Origin of the sequence: Enterococcus sp. DIV0008 (assembly GCF_050542615.1) — a bacterium.
Classification (GTDB): domain Bacteria; phylum Bacillota; class Bacilli; order Lactobacillales; family Enterococcaceae; genus Enterococcus_D; species Enterococcus_D innesii.
This window is the reverse complement of sequence record NZ_CP172937.1, coordinates 2441255-2466125: the sequence shown is the minus strand read 5'-3', so window position 1 is coordinate 2466125 and position 24871 is coordinate 2441255. Positions and strand designations below refer to the sequence as shown.

Genomic DNA, 24871 nt, shown 5'->3' with positions numbered 1-24871 from the left:
ACTACCTTAAATGAGGAACGCATATGGAAAATAGTTTAATCATGATTCCTTCGCTAGAACCTGACCACAAACTGCTGGCTCTGGTGGAGAAAATTCGTTTGCATAACCAGCACCTGCCGATTTTGGTCGTGGATGATGGCAGTGGATCAGCTTATCAGTCTGTCTTTTCGGCGTTGGAACAGCAGTTTGGCTGTCAGGTTTTGACCCATCCAAAGAATCTTGGAAAAGGCGCAGCTATCAAAACCGCCCTCACCGAAGTGCTGACAAATCAACCAGCAGTTGAATTTATGGTGACCATTGATTCGGATGGGCAACATGAGTATACCGATATGATGGCTTGCTTAACCAAGGCCCAAGCCCATCCGGACAGCATTATTTTAGGGACCCGATCCTTTGGCAAAGAAGTCCCCTTGCGGAGTAAGTTCGGCAACATTTTGACCCGAAATATCTTACGTTTAGCGACTGGTCTTGCCATCGAGGATTCGCAGACGGGCTTAAGGGTTTTCCCTCGGAAATTCATGACAGATTTGTTGGCGATCTCAGGTGAGCGCTTTGAATATGAAACGCGGATGCTGATCGAAGCCCAGAAGCGGGGGTGGCCGATTCTCTCGCAACCGATCGCCACCATCTATATTGAAGAAAATGCGTCTTCCCATTTTCGGGTCTTGGCAGATTCTGTCGCTATCTATAGCGTCTTTTTGAAGTATTTGTTTTCATCTGTGGTCTCCTTTTTTGTCGATGTGATCGCCTATGCGTTATTGATCCATTTCTTGTCTGTCATAGATCTGTCCTCCATCGTGATCGCTTCGCTGGGGGCCCGATTGATTTCGGCGATCGTCAATTATTACATCAATCGTGAGCTTGTTTTTGGTCAACGGACAAAGAACAGTATGTTGCAATATTTTTTATTGGTGATCGTACAGATTTTGCTGTCCTCTTTCCTCGTCTACTTGATCTATTTGATCCTGCCAATCGGGGATTCTGTGTTGTTAAAAATAGGCGTTGATTGCCTGCTCTTTTTCTTTAGTTACCATGTGCAAAAAAATGTCATCTTTAAGGAGTGATTGAGGTGGAACAAAAACGTTTGCCTTGGGCGAAAAAAGTCGTTTACTTTCTGGCGTTTGTCTTTTCGCTGATCTATTTATCATGGCGGGGGCTGTATACATTGCCATGGCACGAGTCTTGGTTTGCCCTGCTGTTTGGTTTGCTGCTTTGGGGCAGTGAGATCGTATCGAACTTTACGGGCTTGCTGTTGATTTGGAACAAAAACAAAGCAAAGCCTTTTGAAAAACCGATCGTGCCAGGAGCCGACTATCCAGCGATCGATGTGTTGATTGCGACCCATAATGAAGAAGTGCCGCTTTTATTAAAAACGGTCAATGCGGCAGTTCATATGAAATACCCCGATCCCAAAAAAGTTCACATCTACTTGTCAGATGACACCAACCGTCCAGAGGTCAAAGCACTGGCAGATAAATTTGGCATCGGCTATATCGGGTTGACAGGCAATCAGCATGCCAAGTCAGGCAATCTCAATCATGCATTATCAGAAACCAATTCGCCGCTAGTGGCGACCTTTGATGCAGATATGATCCCTTACTCAGATTTTTTGCTGGAAACAGTGCCATATTTTGTGGCAAATCAGCAGGAACGCCGTAAAGACCAGACCATCAAACCGTTGGGCTTTGTCCAAACACCGCAAAGCTTTTATAATGCGGATCTTTTTCAGTACAATCTTTTTTCAGAAGCGGCAATCCCTAACGAGCAGGACTTCTTTTCCAGAGAAGTCAATGTTTTGAACAACGCCCATGATACAGCTATTTATACAGGTTCCAATACGGTGATCGCACGAGAAGCGATCGAAGCCGCTGGCGGATTTCCGACGGACACGATCACGGAAGATTTTGAATTAGGCGCCTTGATCAATTGCCAAGGTTATCGCAGTTTATCAACACTGCAGCCAATGGCCAGCGGTCTGTCTCCCATTGATATCCCAAGTGCCTTAAAGCAGCGGATTCGCTGGGGAAGAGGAGTGGTCCAAAGTGTCCACAATCTCCATCTTTTTAAGAACAAGACGTTGTCTTTGGCGCAAAAAATGGTTTTTTTAAACAGTTATTTGTATTGGTGGTCGTTTTTACGTCGGTTGCTGTTTATTTTCGCGCCGATTTTGTACACCGTCTTTAATGTAAGGGTCGTAGAGACCAACTTTTGGGTCTTGCTGCTGTTTTGGCTGCCAAGCTATACGTTCTTGCATTTGGCGATGCAGGATTTGAGCAGTGATATTCGAACGCAGCGTTGGGGCGAGATCCAGGAAACGATTTTTGCACCTTACCTAGTGATTCCTGTCTTTTTACAAGCCATTGGCATCAAAGAGACCCGTTTCAAAGTGACCAATAAAGCAGCAACTCAGTCTAAAAAAGACTTGTTGTTTGTGGTGCCGCATTTGTTGCTGTTGATTTTGACGATTATCGGCTTAGTGAAGTTTAATTACGGCAAATTCGGTTCAGAGATTTTCTATGGCAGCGTGTTGACCTTCTGGCTGCTGACCCATTTCTTTAACTTAACCTTTGCGGTCTTATTTTATCTCGGTCGCCCGATTTACCGAACGACGGAACGGTTCAGAGCCCATTATCCTGTTGAAGTTTCCGACCAAGACGCCAGCTATTCTTTGATGACAGAAAATATCTCAGAAAACGGCTTGTCCTTCGTTTCTGACGTTCCTCTTTATTTTCCGCCGGATTCGCCGCTGACTTTTAAAATCACCCGCAATGGCTACCAAGCAGAGATGACGGGAAACGTCGTCCGCGTCTTTTCAGGCAAGGATCGCTGGGTCTATGGGGTTGCTTTACACCAATTATCAGAAAAAGACTACTTGGCTTATTTGCAGATCATTTATGATGGCTTCAATCAAAGCTTACCGGTTCTGCGGGACCCATGGATGACCTTCTTTGATAGTCTTTTTGAGAATCTCGGTAAGCATCTGCTGCAAGCCAAACAAAAGCCATTGCCGCCTCAACGAGTGCCCATACTGACCATTGATCAAAAATGGCACTTTGATGAAGGAACCTATGTGGTCACAACGTTTGGTTTTGACCAGTTCACGCTGACAAAAGCAGAAGAAGTCGAGATGCCGGCTCATCTAACCTTGCCGATCAGTAATCTTGTGCTTCACGCTGAAAAAGCGATGCTTCAACCAACAGAAAATCAAGTGATTTATCAAGTAAGCAATCTTTCCGAGCTGCGTTTTACAGCAGCCTTTCAAGAATGGGTAGACAGCTTGCTGAGAAAGGAGGCAGACGATGATCGAGATCCTGCTGCGATTTAGTCTCTTTGGTTTATCATTAGCTGGCTATGCCTATCTTTTTGTACGAGTTTGCCATTTTCCCAAACACATCAGCTGGATCGCTGCTTGCTGTTTGCCGATCCTCGTTCTTTCCTTTGTCGCATATGGTCCCAAAGGATGGTTGATCTGGGGGGCATGGGTTTTATTTGGTCTTGGCTTACTATTATGCGTTTGGCGTTTTTGGCAGGAGCGCTATCAGGTGCGTTGGGGCTTGCAAGAGCCCATCCTGCTGTGGTTTTACGGCTATTTTGCTTTGTTCGTTTTAACCTTGCTTCACAGTCATTTGACCCACTATGACAACTTCTCCCATTGGGCGACGATCGTTAAATTCCTTTATACGCAGGGACAATTGCCAACGGCAGCCGATGCCATCATTAGTTTTACTTCCTATCCTTTAGGCAGCTCGCTATTTGTTACTTATACAGCGATCATTGTTGGCTATCATGAGAATGTCTTGCTGATTGGTCAATTGATTTTGATTTTCTGTAGTCTGTATAGTTTCTTTGCGATTATTCGTGATCCGAAAAGAAAGCTGGCTTTCGCTCTGATCTTCACCAGTATGGCCGTTTTCAATTATTTTAATATTGCGATTCGAATGAATAATTTGTTAGTAGACTTTATCCTGCCAGTGTTGACTTTAGCTGGCATCGCTGGCTTATTCGCTTTAAAAGGCAAAGTACTACCGTCGATCGGTTTCTTTCTTTTGATTGGCGCCTCTCTTGATTTGGTCAAAAATAGTGCCGTCTTTTTTCTGCTGATTTTAGGCGGCTATTTACTAGTCTGCTTGTGGCAGGCATCAGTTCGTTGGCGGCAACGGCTGGGCATAATGGTTGTAGGATTAGTTGCCATTGGGCTATCTGTCCTGCCGGCGATTCTTTGGAACCTGCATGTCAAAGCGAATTTTCCTAAATCGAAGCATGAAGTCAGCGTGACCGCTTATAAACAGATTTTTGGCGAAAAGGATTCACAGATACTGCAACAGATTACGGATGTGTTTGTCAAAACCATTACGGATGTTGCGACGATCTCCACGCAAGGGATTCTCTTGATCCAGGTCATCCTGTTGGGCAGTTGGCTATTTGTCCGATTTATCATGAAAAAACGCAATCCATTTTTCAAAGAACTGCTGTTGATCGATGGTATCATTGGGGGGTATTATTTAGGAATCTATGCCATGTTCTTGTTCTCGATGCCCACTGATGAAGCATTGTCTTTGGCAGGGTTCGATCGCTATGCCTCAAGTATCGTGATTTTAGCACTTGGATTAATGACCTTTTTCATGGTCCGGGGCATTGATCATTTGTATCATGAACAAGCGATCGATCGGCGAAACTACCGTAGCTTTGCCAGTTTGACCACAAAAAAAATCTATCAATACAGCACCTTGATTCTGCTATTTTTTGCGACATTGCTGATTCTTTCAGAAAATAATGGCATGCGTTATAACAATCGTGAATATGCTGATTCGATTCCAGCACAGGTTTCAGCCGCTACTGGCGATCACTTTGACCTGAACCAGAAAAAATACTTGGTCGTCAGTACCAATAAAGAAGCAGTAGACAGCTACTTAGTTGGCTATGTCGGCAAATATTACTTGTTTTCACCCAATGTCGATGGCCGAGAGAATTTCCTCTTATCAGATGCAGATTTTCGCACACTATTAAAGCAATACGATGAAGTCGTCGTCCTAGAAGAGCACTATACCTTTAATGCCATGACGAAGAAGCTAACAGGCAAAACCTTTGCCCCTGGTGTTTATTCGGTGGCGGAGGTGTTGGGGCGTTAGGGAATGACGAATAGAAAGAAGCCGAGAAGGAACATTTCTCGGCTTCTTTTTTTGCAAGTAGCGAAATAGGATCATTTTTTCTTTTTCGGTGTATGCCCATAATAAATTTTGTATTTTTTATAGAAAAAAGTGATATTGGTGAAACCTGCTTCAGCTGCGCATTGGGTGATTGGTTTGGTGGAGGAAGCAATTAAGTTGTGGGCGAGATTCAATTTTTTTTCGATAATCAATTCGGTCAAATTCTTACTAGTTTCTCGTTTGATCAATGCACTTAGATAGGAAGGAGAATAGTTAAAAAGGGTGGCGAGTTTTGGTAAGGTAACGGTTTGAAAATTTTCTTCGATATAGGTCAAGATCGCTAGAATGTGCTGTTTTTTTGCCGCTTCTTGCTTGTTGGTCTGATAGTCGAACTCACGCACGAGAAAAGTGAAAAGAATGGCTATTAGATTGCTGATGATTCGTTTACTACCAATGGCTTTTTCATAAGTTTCTTTCAGCATTTCTTGAATCACAGCATGGATCCGATCATCTTTATTGTTCTTAAAGACAATATATTGGTCATGCGCGTGCTTGTCTGACAATGCAGTCAGAACAAAATCAAGCACGACCCCTTCATTAAACTGTTCCCGACTAATCAATTGAGCGAAATAATCCCGCTTGATCAAAAGATTGATCAAAACATCTTCTTCACCGGTCATTTCAATCGAATGGGGAATTCCGGTATCAATCAGACAAATTTGTCCTTTTGTCAGCGTAACTTTCTGATCATCGATCAATTGGGTGCATGTTCCTGAGTAGATATAATTTAATTCGATAAAACTGTGGTTATGATAAGGAACTGGACTGAAGCGGCTTTGCTTTACCAGAGTAAAGTTTTCTTGTTCTTCCATCAGATTATCGAATAAGTAAACTTGTCGGCCATTGATCGTCACTTTTTCCAGCTGTTGATAATAGTCAGAAAGGTGGTTTGGATGGTCTCTGTGATAGCATTCTCGTTCAGATAGCTGAAAAAGTTTTGCTTCCATTTCTTCGGTTGTCATTACGATCTCCTCCTTTCATAAATCTAAAAATATGATAATTATCTGCAAAGCGTATGACATTGTTTCAAGCTAAAGAATTGCTTATGATACATTTGTAAGCGCATTTATTATGATTTTAAATGAAGTTGAATGAGAAAGAAAGAGGAATTTGTATGAAAAAGATAACGAATTTATTGAACGAAAAATATGATAATCATATTTTTCCGTTTTTATGGATGCATGGAGAAGATAAGGAAACGATTCAAACTTACATCAGTAAAATTTATGAAGCAGGCATCCGATCTGTCTGTATCGAATCACGCCCCCATGAAGAATTTTTGAAAGCACAATGGTGGGATGAGTTGGCGATCATCATTGAAGAGTGTGAAAAAAGACAGATGACACTTTGGATTTTGGATGATAAACACTTTCCAACAGGCTATGCCGCAGGGGAAATTGAAAAGAATCATCGTCACTTGCAGAAAGAATTTTTGAATTTCCGACAATTTGATTTTGTAGGCCCCAAAAAGAATGCTGGAATTATGTTGGATTGGTGTTTTAATGCAGAAAGACCGAATATTTTGAATTCAGAAAGGGAAACGGTTAAGGAGAGTGGCAAGTCATTTTTTTCAGCTGAAATCATCAGCGCCGTTGCGGTCAAGAAAACTGGATTTAAGCAGATCAGTGAGGAGAACTGGATCGACCTTACAGACTCAATTATTGATGAGACATTGTATTGGTCTATTCCTGAAGGAGAGTGGAGTATCTTTGTCTTTTACACGACACAAGAAGGAGGGGAAGCTTCGACACAAGGGTACTTGAATCCTTTGGTACCAGAAGCAACAGATATTTTGCTGGAAACGGTTTATCAAAGTCATTATCAACACTTTGGAGAGAAATTTGGCACAACGATCCAAGGATTTTTCTCAGATGAACCGCGGTTTGGGAATATCAAGGGTCCTGATGCAGTCCTTGGAAAAGTAGATATGCCATTGCCGTGGCGGCATGATTTGTTGACTTTGTTAGCAAACCAGCTAGCCATATCTGAAACTGAGCTGCGAGGGCTGTTGCCGGCTCTCTATCGTGGTGAATCAAAACATACGGCTAAGATTCGTTACAATTATATGTCGTTGGTTTCTGAGCTATATAGTCAACACTTTTCTCAGCGGATCGGACGTTGGTGTCGTGAACATAAAGTCGACTATATCGGACATGTGATTGAGGATAACAATGCCCATGCACGTTTAGGCTATGGGGCAGGTCACTTCTTTCAATCGATGAAAGGACAATCAATGGCAGGGATCGATGTCGTTTTGCATCAATTGATGCCGCAACAAAATGACGGATACTTTGAAGCCATGACATCTACTGGCTGGGATGGCGAATTTTTCCATTACGCATTAGGGAAAATGGGGGCGTCTTTAGGAAACTTAGACCCTGTGAAACAAGGTCGAACGATGTGCGAAGTATTCGGCGCATATGGTTGGTCAGAAGGAACCAAACTGATGAAATGGCTAACCGATCACATGCTGGTGCGAGGGGTCAATCATTTTGTCCCTCATGCCTTTTCAATGAATGACTTTCCTGATGCCGATTGTCCGCCGCATTTTTATGCGCAAGGCCATAATCCACAATTTGAGGGCTTCAAACAGCTGATGGCGTATATGAATCGTTTGAGTTATCTATTTAGTGACGGGAAACATCAAGCGGACATTGCTGTGCTGTACCATGCTGAAGCGGAGTGGGCAGGCGCTTATATGCCGATTCAAAAAGTTGCTCGTGAACTGATGGAACATCAATACGAATTTGAAATCGTTTCGGTTGAGATGATGCTTGATGCGCAATATACGAATCAAACATTTGTCATTAATGAGCATGCCTTTCAAACACTAGTCATTCCATATGCTGAGCGAATGTCTGATTCATTGATCAAAAAGCTGACAGCTCTCGCAGAATCTGGTATTCAAATTATTTTTATTGAGGAGATGGTGAAAGAATCCCTTGAAGAGACTTTGCTTAGCCATGAGCTGCGGCTTCTCGATCGTCTGACAGAAGTAACGCCGCTCACAGCACTTACTGATAATGCTGGCTTGAAGGTACGGGATCGTTTAGAAACGTCAAAAGCTCTGCCGTATTTGCGGTACTATCATTATCAGCAGCAGACAGATGAGGTATTCATGCTTTTCAACGAAAATGACAGTGAATCGCTGCAGTTTCAGGCTGTTTTTCCTGCTGAGAAGCCTTTAGTTCAATATGATCCAGTAGAAAATAAACTGAAACCTGTGTCATATAAAAATGGCAGCTATGAGATTCATTTAGTACCAGCAGAGAGTCTGATTCTTTTTGAAGCTACCTCGGAACAACCATTGCGTATTGAAACAAGCAAACCTATGAAAGAAGTTCATCTAAACGATCAGCCATGGCAAGTCACTTTCGAAGGAATCGGGAAAGAGCAAGCAGCGGTTACCTGTCAAAAACAATATTCGTCACTGCCTTTACTGGGGGTCGGTGATGACTTCAGTCGGTTTAGCGGGAAAATCACTTATACCGTGGACTTCCCTAAAGCAGCAGGAGAGGTTTTATTAAGTATTGAAGATGCTTCAGAAGTTGTGACTGTTTCAGTGAACGGTCATTGTGTAGGCACAAGAATCAGTACACCGTATACATTTGAGTTGACGGACCTGCTTCGAAAAACGAATAATTCCATCCAGATTGAAGTGATCAATAATTTAGGTCGCAGTATGAGGGATTATCTTTCACAGTTTGTCCTGTTCGAGCCTTTGGGGATCACTGGCGAAATCAAACTTTTTATTGAGGAGGAGCAAAAATGAACAACCAGCAGTTGGCAACAGAGGTTTTAAAGGAAATTGGTGGAAAAACCAATATCGAATCGGTGACCCATTGCGTCACACGTCTGCGCTTTGTATTGCATGATACCGGTATTCCAAATAAGGAGACGATTGCTAGTCTTGACGGAGTGATCTCAGTCGTTGAACAGGGCGGACAGTACCAGATCGTCTTAGGAAATCGTGTGAACGATGTCTATGAAGCGGTCCTGCAACAAGTTGGCGAACTAAAAGAGGACAATACTCGTGAAAAAACAAAAAAGTCTCTTTTTGATCAATTTACCACCACGATTTCAGGGATTTTCACGCCAGCTTTAGGCGCTATGGCTGCGTCAGGAACGATCAAAGGAATCTTGACGATTTTATCAGTAGCAGGTATTTTGTCAGAAACTTCGGGAACCTATATCGTTTTGTATGCATTGTCTAATGCTTTCTTTTACTTCATGCCAATCTTATTAGGTGCTTCGGCGGCAAATTATTTTAAATTAAACAGTTATGTCGGAATGTTGATTGGGGCATCATTGATCTATCCTACTTTGCTGCCGTATGCGACAGAAGGTAGTTTGACCTTTTTGTCGATTCCCGTGAATATGATGGACTATACTTCTTCCGTTTTTCCGGCAATCATTGCTGTCTGGGTGGCATCCAAAATCAATGGCTTCGTTCAGAATTGGCCATTGAAGGATTTGCGATTCATGGTACAGCCTCTTATCGTGTTGCTAGTTTCTGTCCCTCTTGCCTTGCTGGTCGTTGGTCCAATTATATCCAACTTATCCAGTCTAATGGCAGCGCTTGTTAATAATGTTTATCACTTTAGTCCGGTATTGGGTGGGCTGGTGATTGGGGGTCCATGGATCTTGATGGTCATGTTCGGATTGCATTGGGCATTCATTCCGATTTTTCTTAACAACATGGCGATGCAAGGGTTCGATCCTGTGATGGGTCTGCTCTTAGCGAACCAAATGGCAATGGCTGGTGCTGTCGTAGCGGTTGGTCTACGTACGAAAAATGATAAAACGAAAGCACTCGCATACTCAACAGGTCTGACAACCCTGATTGGTGTCAGCGAACCAGCATTGTACGGAGTATTGCTTCCTTATAAACGTCCGTTGATCGCTGCTGTCATCGGTGGAAGTTTAGGTGGGGTTATTGCAGGCTTTACGCAGACAGTGCAGTATTCTTTTGGTGGTTCAGGATTATTAGGTATTCCTTTGATCATCAATCCAGCAGGAATCGATGGTGGATTTTATGGTGGGATCGCTTCGCAGGCAGTAGGGCTTGTTGCGGCTTTTCTAATCACTTATTTATGGGGAATTGTAGAACCTGAAAAAAGGGAAGCAGTCAATTCAAAAGAGTCCGTGGATACCAAAATTAATTTTCAAGAAGTCGTTCAGGGAGAAGTCGTTCCCTTAACAGAGGTTGCTGATAAAGTTTTTTCAGAAGGCTTGATGGGGCAAGGTAAAGCTGTCAAACCGCAATCAAATACCTTTTATGCCCCTTTTGATGGCATGGTCACTGCTTTATTTCCGACAAAGCATGCGATCGGCTTGACCAGTGATCAAGGCGTTGAACTTTTGATCCATATTGGTGTTGACACCGTAGAACTAGAAGGAAAACACTTTACGACCCTTGTTGAAGCAAATCAAGCAATCAAAAAGGGCCAGCCGCTGATAAAAGCCGATCTCGCAGCTATCCAATCTGAGGGATATGCGACCATTACGCCAGTTGTGGTAACGAATGCGTCAGCATTCGAGAAGATCATGAATGAAAAAGAGTCTCTTATTGTTGCCAACTAAAACGTTAGATTCAATGCAAAAAAACATGAAATCAGTGAATGATTTCATGTTTTTTTACCGCCCATTCTCCGTCTGTCGATAATCACTAGGTGAAATGCCGACTTTTTTCTTGAATAAACGGCTGAAATAGGCGGTGTTTTCAATGCCGATCGCCAATGAGATCTCTTTGATGGAAAGACGAGAATAACGCAAAAGGTCTTTCGAGTAAGAGATGCGTTTGCTGATCTGGTACTCGATGGGGGGCAAGCCCATGTATTTGGAAAACTCCTTGACGATTTGATACTTATTAATATGGTACCTTTCTTCCAAAGATTCCAAGGTGATCCCTTGACGGAAATCTTCTTCTAGCTGGTCACGAATCTGCAAAATATAAGGCGGGATCTCACTATCCGAAAAGTCGAGATGATATTTTTGCAGGAGCAGTTCATTGAGCAGCTGATGGATCAAAACAGAGCTTTGGAAGGCAGTTTTCGCATTTGGTTCTGGCTGTAGCATCAATAAATCTTGTAAGACCAAGTGGATCGGATTTTGACGACTGCTGGCAGGATTGGTGTGAAAAACTGGACTGCCATTCTTTAGAAATTCATCATAAAACGCTGCGACATTGGCGCCATATAGATGGATCCAGTCCATTTCCCAGGGCTCTTGACTAACGGTGCGGTAGTACTGATAGTCTAGGCAGTCGATAAAAAACACATCACCTGCTTTTAATTGATAGCTTTTTCCTTTGTAGCGCAATTCACCGCAGCCGGACAATGTATACTTGATCAAATAAGAAGGCAGGTTCTCTCGTTCTGTAAAGTAAGGTTTGCTGGCTTTGAAATAGCCGATTTCTTGAATGTAATAGAAAAGTTCACGCTGCTTTTGAGTTGAAGTATTGATGTAACGCAGTGAATCGGTTGACCATGAGTGGTTGGCTTTTTCCCAGTAATCCATCGGATCCTCCTTTTTACCAAGATTGTGCAAGTCTTTATCAAAATTGTGTGATGAAACTCGTTGATTGTCAAGCTAAAATTGAGGAAACAAGAATGAATCAGTGAATTGTAATCGATTTATTTTTAAACAAGATAATGAAAGGTGGAGACCAGTGAACACATTTATCGCAATCGATATCGGCGCATCAAGCGGTCGTCTGATGCTGAGCCGTTGGGAAAATGAGCAGATCACTTTAGAAGAGATCCATCGCTTTAAAAACGGCTTTCGTCCCCATGAAGGCTTTGACCGTTGGGCGATCGATTATTTGATCCAAGAGATTTTAGTAGGACTGCAAAAAGTGAAACAAGCAGGTATCAATGACTGCTTCGTCGGAATCGACACCTGGGCAGTAGATTACTGTTTGATCGATCAAGCAGGCGAACGTTTAGGCGACCCAGTTGCTTATCGAGATAGTCGCACCAATGATGCGATCGCAACTTTTGGTCAGCGCTATTCTTTGCAAAAACTGTATGAGAAAACAGGCATTCAGCTGCAGCCCTTCAACACGATTTTTCAATTAGCCACAGAAGAAGCACAACTGTTGCAAAAAGCCGACAAACTGCTGTTGATTCCAGATTATTTGGGCTACGTTTTTACCGGCAAGATGGTCACGGAAAAAACCAATGCTTCGACGATGCAGCTTTTAAATGCCAACACCCAAACATGGGATGCAGAATTGTTAGCTGAGATCGGCGTAACAGAAGGCCTATTCCCACCATTGGTTGATGCTGGAACGGTTTTAGGCGCACTGCAAACACAGAAGTTTCCCGCCTATGATTTGCCACAAGCGACCTTTGTCACTGTCGCTAGTCATGATACGGCATCGGCGATCATCGGTACACCTGGAGAGGGGGCAGATTGGGGCTACATCAGCAGCGGGACTTGGTCATTGCTGGGGATCGAAACCAAAGTACCCAATGTTTCCCTTGCCGCCTTTGATGAAAATTATACGAACGAATGGGGTGCCCACAACACGATTCGCTTTTTAAAAAACATCATGGGCATGTGGCTGATCCAAGAAGTGGCTCGGCAGCAAGACTATCAGCATTCCTATGCAGAATTGACGGAATTGGCGCAAGCAACACCTGCTTTTCAACAGTTTGTCGATGTCAATGATCCTCGTTTTTTGAATCCAGAAAATATGATTACTGAACTGCAAGCGTATTGTCGAGAAACCCAGCAGAAAGTTCCAGAAACCGCAGGGGAACTGGCTCGCTGTGTGTATGATAACTTAGCGCTTTGTTATGCCAGCGAATTGCAAAAGCTGGAACAGCTGACAGGTACGACGAACAAGCTGCAAAAACTGCATATCGTGGGGGGCGGTTCCAACAATCGTTTTTTAAATCAACTGACGGCTGATGCTGCGCAGCTGACGATCGAAGCCGGTCCAAGTGAAGCAACGGCGATCGGTAATCTTTTAATGCAGATGATGAGTGCTGGCATCTTCACGTCGCTGGCTGAAGCACGCCGCGCGGTCAAACACTCATTTCCTTGCAGTGTTCATGAACCACAGCCTTTTGATCACAAGATTTTAAGCAACTATCAACGTTATATAGAAGGAGTAGGAAAAAAATGACAACGATTCAACAGCGTTACGAAGAAGCTAAGACAGCATATGCCAAATTAGGCGTCGACACGGATGCGGTTTTGAAAAAATTAGCCGATGTGAAAATCTCGATGCATGTTTGGCAAGGGGACGATGTCCAAGGATTTTTGAGTGATGAAGCGTTATCTGGTGGGATCTCTGTAACAGGGAATTATCCTGGTGCTGCGCATACCCCAGAGGAGTTGCGCCAAGATTTAGAAAAAGCCTACTCTTTGATTCCTGGAAAACATAAATTGAACCTTCACGCCATCTATTTAGACACCGAGGAAGCAGTGGATCTTAATGAATTGGAGCCGAAGCATTTTGAAAAATGGGTTGCTTGGGCGAAGGAACAAGGCTTAGGTTTAGACTTCAATCCAACCTTTTTCTCACATCCCATGTTCAAAGATGGCTTTACCCTTGCTTCACCAGATGAAGAAGTTCGTCAGTTCTGGATCGAACACGGCAAACGTTCGCGTCAAATCGCTGCCTATATGGGGAAAGAAACTGGGCAAGTCTGTGTCAATAATTTCTGGGTGCCAGATGGCTACAAAGACAACCCGATCGATCGTTTTACACCACGGGAACGCTTGATGACAGCATTAGATGAGATTTTTGCTGAAGAATTGCCAGCGGAATACACGGTAGATGCCGTGGAAAGCAAGTTGTTTGGTCTTGGTGCCGAAGCCTACACCGTCGGTTCTCATGAATTTTATATGGGCTATGGCTTGACGCGCGATAAATTGATTTGTTTGGATGCTGGACATTTCCATCCAACCGAAGTGATCTCCAATAAATTGTCTTCATTGGCACTATTTAGCAAAGGCATTTTGCTGCATGTCAGCCGACCTGTACGCTGGGATAGTGATCATGTCGTGATCATGGCCGATGAATTGCAAGAGATTGGCCGCGAATTGGTTCGCAATGACTTATTGCCAAAAACCAACATTGGGTTAGATTTCTTTGATGCGACGATCAATCGGGTCGCTGCGTGGGTGATCGGGACGCGCAATACTCAAAAAGCGTTGCTAAAAGCGATGCTAGAACCGATCGAAGAACTAAAAGCCATCGAATTGTCAGGTGATTTCACCACTCGTTTAGCCATGACGGAAGAATTAAAAGACTATCCGTATGCAGATGTTTGGAATTACTTCTGTGAAAGCCAAGGGGTACCAGCAGGTCTGGAATGGCTATCAGAAGTGAAAGCCTATGAAGAAACCGTCTTAAAAGCCAGAAAGTAGGAGAACAATGAAAAAGATTGATATTTTACAAGCGAATTTTGTACAAGAAATGATGGAAACAACAGCAAATCTTTACCGTTTAGGGTGGGATGAGCGCAACGGCGGCAATATTTCTTACTTATTAACAGAAGAAGAGATTTTGCCTTTCATCGATCCGCAAAGCGTCTTGCGGGAAATTCCCATGATTTTTGATGCCACGGCACTAGCTGGCAAGTACTTTATCGTGACAGGTTCAGGAAAATACTTTAAAAATGTAGCGGCACATCCAGCGGAAAACCTTGGTGTGATCCGAGTCAAAGAAGATGGGCAAACATTGGAATTGCTTTGGGGCTTGGAAAATGGTGCGGTGCCAACGAGTGAACTGCCAAGTCATTTCATGAGTCATATCGCTCGCTTGTCGGTCGATCCAGAAAACCGAATCATCATGCATAACCACGCATCGCATCTTTTAGCCATGAGTTTTACCCATGAGTTGGATGAACGCAGTTTCACGCGGACCTTGTGGCAAATGTGTACGGAGTGCTTGGTGGTCTTCCCAGAAGGTGTTTCCATCATTCCTTGGATGGTTCCAGGAACGAACGAGATCGGCGAAGCAACGGCTGCTAAAATGAAAGAAACCCGTTTGGTTCTTTGGCCGCAACATGGGATCTATGGCGCTGGCAAAGATATGGACGAAGTCTTTGGCTTGATTGAAACGGCAGAGAAAGCTGCGGAAGTGTACACCTATGTCAAAGCGCAAGGCCCAATTTTACAAACCATTACAGATGAAAATCTGAAAAAATTGGCTGACGCTTTCAAAGTCACTCCCCGAGCAGGCTATCTTGAGGTATAATCAATGGTAGAAGAATAGAAAAGGCTTTCAGTCTTTTCTATTTAAACTATATTGTGAATAAACAAACAAATGGAGGTAGGAAGAATGGCGAATAGAATGATTTTGAATGAAACATCGTATTTTGGAAAAGGAGCGATCGAGAACGTACCGACCGAATTCAAGGCACGAGGGTTCAAAAAAGCGGCAGTGATCACCGACAAAGATTTGGTGAAATTTGAAGTTGCGACCAAAGTGACGAAATTATTGGATGAAGCAGGTGTCGATTATGCGTTATATGATGGGATCGTGCCGAACCCAACGATCCAAAATGTCAAAGACGGCTTAGCGTTTGTCAAAGAAGCCCAAGCCGATTGCATCATCGCGATTGGCGGTGGTTCACCGATCGACACGGCAAAAGCGATCGCGATCATTGCTACGAATCCTGAATTCTCAGATGTGATTAGTTTGGAAGGCGTGGCAGACACGAAAAATCCATGCTTGCCGATTTTAGCGGTACCGACAACTTCTGGGACTGCAGCCGAAGTAACGATCAACTATGTGATTACAGATGAAGAAAATCATCGGAAATTTGTTTGTGTAGATCCTCACGATATTCCTCTGGTAGCCTTTGTGGACAGCGATATGATGATGGGGATGCCGAAGAGCTTGGCAGCCGCAACGGGAATGGATGCCATGACCCACGCCATCGAAGGCTTCATTACCAAAGGCGCTTGGGAAATGACTGATATGCTGCACATCAAAGCAATTGAGATCATCGGCCGCTCATTGAGAGATTCCGTGAATGGCGATCAAGCAGGACGAGAAGCGATGGCGTTAGGACAATACATTGCCGGTATGGGCTTTTCAAACGTCGGCTTGGGCTTAGTCCACGGCATGGCACATCCATTGTCCGCTTGGTATAACATTCCTCACGGAGTAGCGTGCGCGTCCTTGCTGCCAACCATCATGAAATACAACAAAGACTTTACGGGTGAAAAATACCGTGAGATCGCGATCGTTTTAGGCATTGAAGGGGCAGAAGCGATGTCACTTGAAGACGTCCGAGATGCTGCTTGCCAAGCAATCGATCAGTTAAGCAAAGATGTGGGCATTCCGGCGACCATTTCTGAATTGGGCGTCAAAGAAGAAGATATCCCAGCCATCGCCAAAGATGCCTTGAACGATGTCTGCACACCAGGCAACCCGCGGGATACGACTTTAGAAGAAATTATTGAGCTTTATCGTTCGTTGATGTAAAAAGCTCAAATCATTCCTTTCAATGAGCGTGGTTATTTCGCTTGCTGCACAAGCCGTTTAAACCTGGATTGCTCTTTAACGGCGTTTGAAGGGTTTCGATAAAAGGCGTTTTCCTTATCGTTTCATGGGAACTAGCAGCTTTTCTTATTCCAACAGTTGAATAAGGAACATTGACGATAACACTGATTTTGTTACAGCCATTTTGAAAAATGGCTGTTTTTTTTGTCCATAACGTTGTATTGTAATTCTTATTATTGATCGTCTTTGTCCCATGAAGGGGACAAAGAATGGTAGAACGCTTACATTTCCTGGTGCTATGATAAGTGTGTAGAAAGGAGAACGGTTACATGACTGTTATGGAACAACGAAAGAGAAAAATCATCCATATTCTTTCCAATACGAGAGAATTTGTCACAGCCGATGAACTATCCGCAGCGCTTCGACTTTCTACAAAGTCGATTTATCGCATCGTAAAAGCGATCAATGAGGATGCCGCGATTGACTATGTGATTCTCTCAGAAAAAGGGAAAGGCTACCGCTTAAGTTTCCATCATCAAGAAAAGCCCCAGAGTCAGAAAGCGGAAATGCCGAATGCGCTGACACCAGTGGAACGCCGTAACAAGGTGATGGAGGAGCTATTGCTTATTTCACCCAAAAGAAAGAATATTTTTTCCCTGTATCAGCCTTTTTATGTGAGTGAAACGGTCATCAACAGTGATGAGAAATTAATTTCTGAAGCTTTGCAGCGTTTTGAGCTGACGGTTTCCCGCAAAAATAAAATGATCGGGGTGAACGGTGCAGAAAAAAATATCCGTCGTGCATTGCAGGAGTATATCCAACAAACCCGCAACATCCGCTTGGATGATCTGCATGTGACGAATGAGGCGTTCAACCGTTATGATGCGGAGTTTGTTTTGCGACAGCTGAATTTGATTGAAAATCACCTAGGATTAGTAATACCACATCCTTATAACATTAATCTTTTTTCTCACCTGTATATCTTATTGCGACGGTTTCGCAAAGTAGGGAATTCGTTTAACGAGGATATTTTAGATGAGAAAGAGAAACAGCAAATGCAAGAAAACCCAGAGTTAGCCACCATCGCCAAGGAGATCATTGGCAATAGCGAAGAGTACTTGCATACGAAATTACCAGAAAACGAAGGCTATTATATGTATCAATACCTCGTCTCCTCACGGATGCAAAAGGCCACGGATGAATTAGAGGATCTGTCAGAACAAGTAAAACTGATTTCCAATGCATTTATAGAAAAAATGAGCACTCAGCTGCAGCGCTCATTTGAAGACGAGGAGTTATTCGGTAAATTGGCTCGCCATATCAAACCAATGATCAATCGGTTGCGACATGGCATCGAAGTCAAAAACAATCTTTTGGAGCAAATCAAATTAGAATACACAGATTTGTTTTTTGCTACCGAAGAGACTGCAAGAGAAATCTGCCAAGTGTACGATTTGCCAGCGCTCACAGAAGATGAAATCGGCTTTGTCACCCTTTACTTTGCTCAAGCGATCGAAGAACATCCTCAACAACTCAAGGTTATGATCGTCTGTACTACGGGAATCGGGACCTCCGAATTATTAAAAGTAAAAGTGCATAAGAAATTTCGTGAGTTGGCAATCACCGCTGTCCTACCTTCTCGTGATGTGGAAGCGGCTTTAAAGCAACACCCGGATACGGAGATGATCATCTCAACCGTTCAATTAACGATCGATAGTCCGATTCCGGTCGTGATCGTGAGCGCCATGCTGACGATGGAAGACCAAAAACGCCTTGAAGCGATGATTGGGAGGGTGAGAAATGACTAAATTCCCTTTGTCCCTTACTTTAGTTTCAACAGAATCAGGAGAGACGAAAGTCGATGTTTTAAGGAAGATTGCAGCTGTTAGTCAAACAATCGGGCTGACGGAGAGCAAAACCCTGCTATTTGAAGCACTGCAAGCCCGAGAAGCGAGCGGCAATACGATGATTGCTGAAGATTTTGCGCTACCACACATTGAAAGTGATGTGGTGAAAAAAAGCGGAATCGTCCTAGTCAGAGGTGAAAAAGTCCTTTGGCAGGGAACGCTGCAAGCAAAAACAATTTTTGCGATCCTGATGAAGACTGACGAAACAACCGCGGTGAAACAAGCAGTCATCCGCTTAATGAAATGTTTCGCCTATGAAGAAAATCTGCAATTCATTGCAGAAAAATCAAAAGAAGAAATCGAAGCCTTCCTTCTCAACCAACGCGGCTGATAGGAATGAATGGTCAATTCAGTAAGGCAAGAGGTACTCAACTAGAGGAGGAAAACGAATGGATATTTCAACAGTGATTGATCCAAAAATAATCAAAACCAACATGGAGGCAGCTTCTAAAGAAGAAGCCCTGCAGCAATTGAGTCAGCTTTTATATACCAATGAGTACTTGACGGATCAGGCAGCATTTTTAAAAGATGTCTATGAGCGGGAAGCAGTTGGTCAAACAGGGATTGGTAATTACATTGCCATTCCTCATGGAAAAAGTGCTCATGTGAAGGAGATCGGCGTAGCAATCGGGGTTCTAAAAGAAGAGATCCCTTGGGAAACGTTGGATGGCAAGGGAGTGAAAGGAATTATCTTATTTGCCGTCGGTGATGACACGGAAGGAGCGCAAAAGCATTTGAAATTGCTCTCTTTGTTCGCTCGGAAATTAGGAAATGACGAGGTGACGGCTGCCTTGTTGAAAGCAAAAGAGCCGCAGCAAGTGATTGAAGCATTTCAAGGATAATAGAAAATTTAAGGAGGAATTATTTATGAAAATCGTCGGCGTATGTGCATGTACAGTAGGGATCGCTCACACTTATATTGCGCAAGAAAAGTTAGAAAATGCGGCTAAAAAGGCAGGTTACGAGATCCATGTGGAAACACAAGGAACGATCGGCCGTGAAAATGAATTGTCATCTGAAGCGATTGCGGCTGCAGATGTCGTGATTTTAGCAGTTGACGTCAAAGTAGCAGGACGTGAACGATTTGAAGGGAAACGGATCATTCAAGTGCCGACCGAAGTTGCCATCAAGTCCCCAAGCAAACTGTTGGAAAAAGCCAAAGAGGTCGTCCAGCAGCAGGCGGTCTAAGCAAACCGAAGGAGGAAGGAAACTATGGAAAAAATCAAAGCATTGAATTTAAAAGGACATTTGTTGACAGCCATCTCCTATTTGATTCCAATCGTCTGCGGTGCCGGATTCTTGATTGCCATTGGCATGGCTTTCGGCGGCACCAGCCAGGGACAACTAGTGCCAGGTGAATTTACGATTTGGGATGCTTTAGCTACGATGGGAGGCGCAGGACTCGGGTTGCTTCCAGTGGTCATTGCGACAGGAATTTCTTATGCGATTGCCGAAAAACCGGGGATCGCGCCAGGGTTTATTATTGGTTTGACAGCCAATGCCATTGGTTCAGGTTTTATTGGGGGAATTTTGGGCGGCTACTTAGCTGGATATCTAGTAATTGCTATTTTACGATTTATTAAAGTACCAAATTGGGCGAAAGGCTTGATGCCGACATTGATCATTCCCTTTTTGACCTCTTTGATCGGTGGTCTGATCATGGTCTATATTATCGGTACACCGATCACTGCCTTTACGAACTTACTGACGAACGCACTAAATAGCTTAGGCTCCTCTTCATTATTGGTTTTTGGTGCCGTCATCGGCTTGTTGAGCGGCGTTGATTATGGTGGACCAATCAATAAAACGGTCTTTGCTTTTGTTCTGACGATGCAAGCAGAAGGGATCAATGGACCGATCACTGCACTGCAATTAGTCAATACTGCAACACCGATCGGCTTTGGTTTAGCATTCTTTATTGCAAAACTGTTCGGCAAAAACATCTATACGCCTGTAGAAGTGGAAACGTTAAAATCTGCCGTACCAATGGGTGTGATCAATATCGTTGAAGGGGTGATCCCAATCGTTATGAACGATATCGTCCGAGGGCTGATCGCAACAGCTATTGGCGGCGCTGCTGGCGGGGCTGTTTCAATGGTCTTAGGAGCAGATGCAACGGTACCGTTTGGTGGTGTGCTGATGCTGCCGACCATGACTCGTCCATGGGCTGGGGCAGTAGCTTTGCTGGTAAATATAGTAGTGACTGGGATCACCTTGGCTTTGATTAAGAAAAATGTCACTGAAGAACAAGTAGCCGTACAAGCAGAAGTGGAAGAAGAAGAAATCGATTTAGATGATATTCAAATTTTCTAAAAAAGCGATTCAATTGGAAGAAGAGTCGTTCCTCTCAGTAGAAGACTGATTGAGGAGAAAGGATAAGTCTATGAACAAAGTTGAATTTTCACCGTCATTGATGACGATGGATCTAGATAAATTTAAAGAACAAATCACTTTTTTGAATGACCAAGTGGACTCCTATCATATTGATATTATGGATGGTCATTACGTACCCAATATTTCCCTATCCCCATGGTTTATTCAAGAGGTCCGCAAAATCAGTACGTTGCCTCTGTCCGCTCATTTGATGGTCACTGAACCTGCTTTTTGGGTGCAGCAGCTGATCGATATCAACTGTGAATGGATCTGTATGCACGCTGAGGTTTTGGATGGATTAGCATTTCGTCTGATCGATCAAATCCATGATGCTGGATTAAAAGCCGGGATCGTTTTAAATCCTGAAACGCCAGTATCGGTCATTTTGCCTTATATCGATCTTTTGGATAAAGTCACGATCATGACGGTTGATCCAGGGTTTGCGGGCCAACGCTTTATTGAAGGGGCGTTAGATAAAATTGTTGAACTGCGGGAATTACGGGAAGAATACGACTATCACTATGTCATTGAAATGGACGGTTCCTCCAATCGGAAATCCTTCAAACGGATCGATGAAGCCAATCCAGACATCTATATTGTCGGACGCAGTGGATTGTTTGGTTTAGATGACGACATTGCCAAAGCATGGTCGATCATGGTCGCAGATTATCAAGAAATGACTGGAAAAGTTTTGAGCAGCTGAGCAAAGCCGAAAGCAAAAGAACCGGACGACCAAAGTTAGGACTGTTAAAAAGAGGAGCATTCGTTGCCTATTAGCCAGTAAACTTTGGACGTCCGGTTCTTTTCTATTGTGAAAAGGCAGTGAATAGAAACATGCTGGCTGAAGAAAGTGAAGGAGGCAATTTAATTGAAAAAACTATTTGATAAAATCGATCAATTAGGAGTGAACACCCTTCGTACATTAAGTATCGAAGCCGTACAAAAAGCCAACTCAGGACATCCAGGATTACCGATGGGGGCAGCACCCATGGCCTATGCCTTGTGGACGAAACACTTGAAAGTCAATCCAACGACTTCTCGCAACTGGGTGGATCGTGACCGCTTTGTTTTGTCTGCTGGACATGGTTCGGCGCTATTGTACAGCTTGTTGCACGTGTCTGGTTACGATGTGACCATTGAGGATCTAAAAAACTTCCGTCAATGGGATAGCCGCACGCCAGGACATCCAGAAGTCGATCACACAGACGGCGTGGAAGCAACCACTGGACCTTTAGGACAAGGGATCGCTATGGCAGTCGGTATGGCGATGGCCGAAGCCCACTTGGCTGCAACCTACAATCGCGACAAGTATCAAGTCATTGATCACTATACCTACGCCTTATGTGGCGATGGGGACTTGATGGAAGGCGTTTCGCAAGAAGCTGCATCGATGGCGGGTCACATGAAATTAGATAAACTGATCGTCTTGTACGATTCAAATGACATCTCCCTAGATGGTCCGACCTCAAAAGCCTTTACAGAAAATGTCGGTGCGCGTTTCGAGGCGTATGGCTGGAAACATATTCTCGTTGAAGACGGCAATGATTTAGAAGCGATCTCAAAAGCAATCGACGAAGCAAAAGCTGAAAGTGACAAACCAACCTTGATCGAAATCAAGACTGTGATCGGATACGGTGCGCCAAATCAAGGCACCTCTGCCGTTCATGGTGCGCCGATCGGTGCCGAAGGCATTTCTGCAGCAAAAGCGATTTATGGCTGGGAATACCCAGAATTTACCGTACCTGACGAAGTTGCCGCGCGCTTCAAAAAAACCATGATCGATGAAGGGCAAAAAGCTGAAGCAGCTTGGAACGAAACTTTCCGTGCCTATGAAGCAGCCTACCCAGAACTTGCGGCGCAATTCAAACAAGCCTTTGCGGGTGAATTGCCAGCAGATTGGGATACAGCATTACCAAGCTACGAAGTTGGCAGCTCACAAGCTAGCCGGGTATCCAGCAAAGAGATGATCCAAGCGTTGTCCAAAGCCGTACCTAGCTTATGGGGCGGATCGGCTGACCTTTCTGGTTCCAACAACACGATGGTAGCAGCAGAAAAAGACTTTGAACCTGGCCAATACGAAGGCCGCAACATTTGGTTTGGTGTCCGAGAATTTGCGATGGCGGCAGCGATGAACGGGATCCAATTGCATGGCGGTACGCGAATCTATGGTGGAACCTTCTTCGCCTTCGTTGATTACTTGCGTCCAGCGGTGCGCTTGTCTGCGATCCAGCATGCGCCTGTGATCTATGTCTTGACGCATGACTCCGTGGCGGTTGGAGAAGATGGACCGACCCACGAGCCAATCGAGCAATTAGCTAGCGTCCGTTGCATGCCAAATGTCCAAGTGATTCGTCCAGCAGACGGCAATGAAACCCGTGCTGCTTGGAAACTGGCCATGACAACAACCGATAAGCCAACGGTCTTAGTCTTAAGTCGACAAAACCTACCAGTGATCGAAGGCACGCAAACTGGTGCGGATGAAAATGTCGCAAAAGGTGGCTATGTGATTTCAAAACAAGCCGGTGAAACACCAGCGGGTATTTTGATCGCCACAGGTTCAGAAGTGAATCTTGCGGTCCAAGCACAAGCTAAATTGGCAGAAGAAGGCATCGATGTATCGGTGGTCTCCTTACCAAGCTTTGATCTGTTTGAAGCCCAAAGCTCAGAATACAAAGAAAGTGTCTTGCCAAAAGCAGTGAAGAAACGGGTAGCGATCGAAGCGGCTTCCCCATTTGGTTGGGAACGTTACACTGGCTGCCATGGAAAAGTGATCGCGATCGATCATTTCGGTGCATCCGCACCTGGTGACAAGGTATTAGCAGAATTCGGCTTCAGTGTTGAGAATGTCGTGAATACCTTCAACTCACTATAATCAAAAAACAGGCGATCTTTAGAGGGAACACTCCTTTGAAGATCGCCTGTTTTTGTTTACTAAAGACGCATGGCTAAATCTGCGCTTAATTTTTCTCTATTGTTAAAAGGAGCCATGAAATCATCTCTCGATAGCACTCATCAGCGATCGCATTTGGTGTCCGATCAAAGTCATGCTGATCTAAGTCGAGCCAAAGTGTTTTGGCATGGGGGACTTGTGCAGCGAAAGCTTCGGATGCGCTGAAGGGAACATCTGGATCTTTTTTGCAATGAACGACAAAGCAAGGAGGAAAGTCTTGGTAAGCGGCAGCAGGAATCGCCAAGGCTGCTAGCTGTTCCCGATTCCCTAAATAACGCTGCCAGTTGCCATATTGACGGGCGGAAAGGTACAAAGGGAATCGTTTTTCTAGCGTGCCGTGGGTGATAGGTTGGCTTTCGATCATGGCTTCAGCGGCGAGTGGTGGGACTTTCGGAAATTGTGTGTAAAAGCGCGCCGGCTGCAAAAATTCTTTACAAAACAACTCTTGGTAACCGTAAAATCGGATCAAGCCCTTTTGCTCCGAGTGCTTTGTGCGTGCGGTCAGTAAGGTCGCTAAAAAACCGCCGGCGGAGCGACCGAATAGAATGTACTCATTTGCACCAACGCCGCTGAAGTGCCAGCCCTCTGTCAAAAACCATTCCACTGCCTTTTTTGTATGAAGGTAAATGTCGTTCAGCGCTACTTCGGGAGCCAGTGGATAATCGAACAGGTAAAGGCTAACACCGGCAGCCAGCAATTGGTGGGCATAATCCTGCGGAAGGTCTTCTCGCTGACCATAGAGGAAGCCACCACCATGAAAATACAAAAGGCTGATCCGAGGCTGCGCTGCTTTTAGGATCGTCACTTCTAACGGCAAAGTGCCGTAGGTGTCAAATTGGATTTTTTCTGTTTGCGCAAAGGCATTTTTAGGATAAACCATTGTTTTCTTCCTTTCTCTTCTTCGATAGTATAAGGAAGAGTATAGGAGAAGGAAGCGGTTTAGAAAACAGCGTTATGACTAAAA

At 44.1% G+C, this 24871-nt stretch carries 19 protein-coding genes; 16 read left to right on the top strand and 3 right to left on the bottom strand.

Annotated features, from left to right (window positions below; genetic code table 11):
- Positions 1 to 23 precede the first annotated feature (23 nt).
- The 3 genes from IGI84_RS11600 to IGI84_RS11590 are packed head-to-tail and all read left to right on the top strand — an operon-like array spanning position 24 to position 5129.
- Positions 24 to 1064, top strand: coding sequence for a bifunctional glycosyltransferase family 2/GtrA family protein (locus IGI84_RS11600; protein ID WP_077452883.1), 1041 nt, complete (start codon positions 24 to 26; stop codon positions 1062 to 1064).
- Entirely contained in the window at positions 1061 to 3325 is a 2265-nt protein-coding gene (locus IGI84_RS11595; RefSeq protein ID WP_077452882.1) for a glycosyltransferase family 2 protein, read from the top strand. The genes IGI84_RS11600 and IGI84_RS11595 overlap by 4 nt, the downstream gene beginning before the upstream one ends.
- Positions 3300 to 5129 carry a lantibiotic ABC transporter permease gene (locus IGI84_RS11590; protein WP_220427179.1) on the top strand — a complete coding sequence of 610 codons (1830 nt, stop codon included), beginning with the start codon at positions 3300 to 3302 and terminating at the stop codon, positions 5127 to 5129. The genes IGI84_RS11595 and IGI84_RS11590 overlap by 26 nt, the downstream gene beginning before the upstream one ends.
- 71 nt (positions 5130 to 5200) lie before the next feature.
- Here IGI84_RS11590 and IGI84_RS11585 read toward each other — a convergent pair whose 3' ends face one another.
- Positions 5201 to 6169: an AraC family transcriptional regulator gene (locus IGI84_RS11585; RefSeq protein WP_005225350.1), complete on the bottom strand. Its 969-nt coding sequence runs from the start codon at positions 6167 to 6169 to the stop codon at positions 5201 to 5203.
- A 152-nt stretch (positions 6170 to 6321) separates the two neighbouring features.
- Between IGI84_RS11585 and IGI84_RS11580 the strand changes: the two genes are divergently transcribed.
- Complete coding sequence (locus IGI84_RS11580; RefSeq protein ID WP_259280206.1) at positions 6322 to 8979, top strand: glycosyl hydrolase; 2658 nt, start codon at positions 6322 to 6324, stop codon at positions 8977 to 8979.
- Entirely contained in the window at positions 8976 to 10790 is a 1815-nt protein-coding gene (locus IGI84_RS11575; protein WP_220427177.1) for a beta-glucoside-specific PTS transporter subunit IIABC, read from the top strand. Before IGI84_RS11580 ends, IGI84_RS11575 begins: the two co-directional genes overlap by 4 nt.
- Before the next feature lie 54 nt (positions 10791 to 10844).
- Here the strand turns inward: IGI84_RS11575 and IGI84_RS11570 are convergent, their stop codons facing one another.
- Positions 10845 to 11726 carry an AraC family transcriptional regulator gene (locus tag IGI84_RS11570; RefSeq protein WP_034872044.1) on the bottom strand — a complete coding sequence of 294 codons (882 nt, stop codon included), beginning with the start codon at positions 11724 to 11726 and terminating at the stop codon, positions 10845 to 10847.
- Between the two features lie 199 nt (positions 11727 to 11925).
- Between IGI84_RS11570 and rhaB the strand changes: the two genes are divergently transcribed.
- From rhaB to tkt, 11 genes are all read left to right on the top strand, one after another.
- Positions 11926 to 13341 (top strand): rhamnulokinase, encoded by a 1416-nt coding sequence (rhaB, locus tag IGI84_RS11565; protein WP_259280208.1) that lies wholly within the window; start codon positions 11926 to 11928, stop codon positions 13339 to 13341.
- A complete protein-coding gene (gene rhaA / locus IGI84_RS11560; protein WP_430600406.1) occupies positions 13338 to 14591 on the top strand; it encodes an L-rhamnose isomerase in 1254 nt (417 codons plus the stop codon). The genes rhaB and rhaA overlap by 4 nt, the downstream gene beginning before the upstream one ends.
- A 7-nt stretch (positions 14592 to 14598) precedes the next feature.
- Positions 14599 to 15423 (top strand): rhamnulose-1-phosphate aldolase, encoded by an 825-nt coding sequence (gene rhaD, locus IGI84_RS11555; RefSeq protein WP_005234418.1) that lies wholly within the window; start codon positions 14599 to 14601, stop codon positions 15421 to 15423.
- 84 nt (positions 15424 to 15507) lie between these two features.
- Positions 15508 to 16659 carry a lactaldehyde reductase gene (gene fucO, locus IGI84_RS11550; RefSeq protein WP_220427175.1) on the top strand — a complete coding sequence of 384 codons (1152 nt, stop codon included), beginning with the start codon at positions 15508 to 15510 and terminating at the stop codon, positions 16657 to 16659.
- A 347-nt stretch (positions 16660 to 17006) separates the two neighbouring features.
- Complete coding sequence (locus IGI84_RS11545; RefSeq protein ID WP_140966522.1) at positions 17007 to 18485, top strand: BglG family transcription antiterminator; 1479 nt, start codon at positions 17007 to 17009, stop codon at positions 18483 to 18485.
- A complete protein-coding gene (locus tag IGI84_RS11540) occupies positions 18478 to 18915 on the top strand; it encodes a PTS sugar transporter subunit IIA (protein ID WP_220427174.1) in 438 nt (145 codons plus the stop codon). Before IGI84_RS11545 ends, IGI84_RS11540 begins: the two co-directional genes overlap by 8 nt.
- Positions 18916 to 18973: 58 nt before the next feature.
- Positions 18974 to 19426: a PTS sugar transporter subunit IIA gene (locus IGI84_RS11535; RefSeq protein WP_074536500.1), complete on the top strand. Its 453-nt coding sequence runs from the start codon at positions 18974 to 18976 to the stop codon at positions 19424 to 19426.
- A 25-nt stretch (positions 19427 to 19451) separates the two neighbouring features.
- The gene (locus tag IGI84_RS11530; RefSeq protein WP_220427173.1) at positions 19452 to 19772 is read left to right on the top strand and encodes a PTS fructose transporter subunit IIB; all 321 of its coding nucleotides are present in this window, start codon (positions 19452 to 19454) and stop codon (positions 19770 to 19772) included.
- A gap of 24 nt (positions 19773 to 19796) precedes the next feature.
- Positions 19797 to 20897, top strand: a complete 1101-nt coding sequence (locus tag IGI84_RS11525) for a PTS fructose transporter subunit IIC (protein WP_220427172.1) — start codon at positions 19797 to 19799, stop codon at positions 20895 to 20897.
- A 70-nt stretch (positions 20898 to 20967) separates the two neighbouring features.
- Positions 20968 to 21660 carry a D-allulose 6-phosphate 3-epimerase gene (alsE, locus tag IGI84_RS11520; RefSeq protein ID WP_086294769.1) on the top strand — a complete coding sequence of 231 codons (693 nt, stop codon included), beginning with the start codon at positions 20968 to 20970 and terminating at the stop codon, positions 21658 to 21660.
- 165 nt (positions 21661 to 21825) lie between these two features.
- Entirely contained in the window at positions 21826 to 23829 is a 2004-nt protein-coding gene (gene tkt, locus IGI84_RS11515; protein ID WP_430600402.1) for a transketolase, read from the top strand.
- Positions 23830 to 23914: 85 nt separating this feature from the next.
- On the opposite strand, the gene IGI84_RS11510 is transcribed toward tkt, so the two are convergent.
- Positions 23915 to 24787 carry an alpha/beta hydrolase gene (locus IGI84_RS11510; RefSeq protein WP_216681985.1) on the bottom strand — a complete coding sequence of 291 codons (873 nt, stop codon included), beginning with the start codon at positions 24785 to 24787 and terminating at the stop codon, positions 23915 to 23917.
- Between the last annotated feature and the right edge of the window lie 84 nt (positions 24788 to 24871).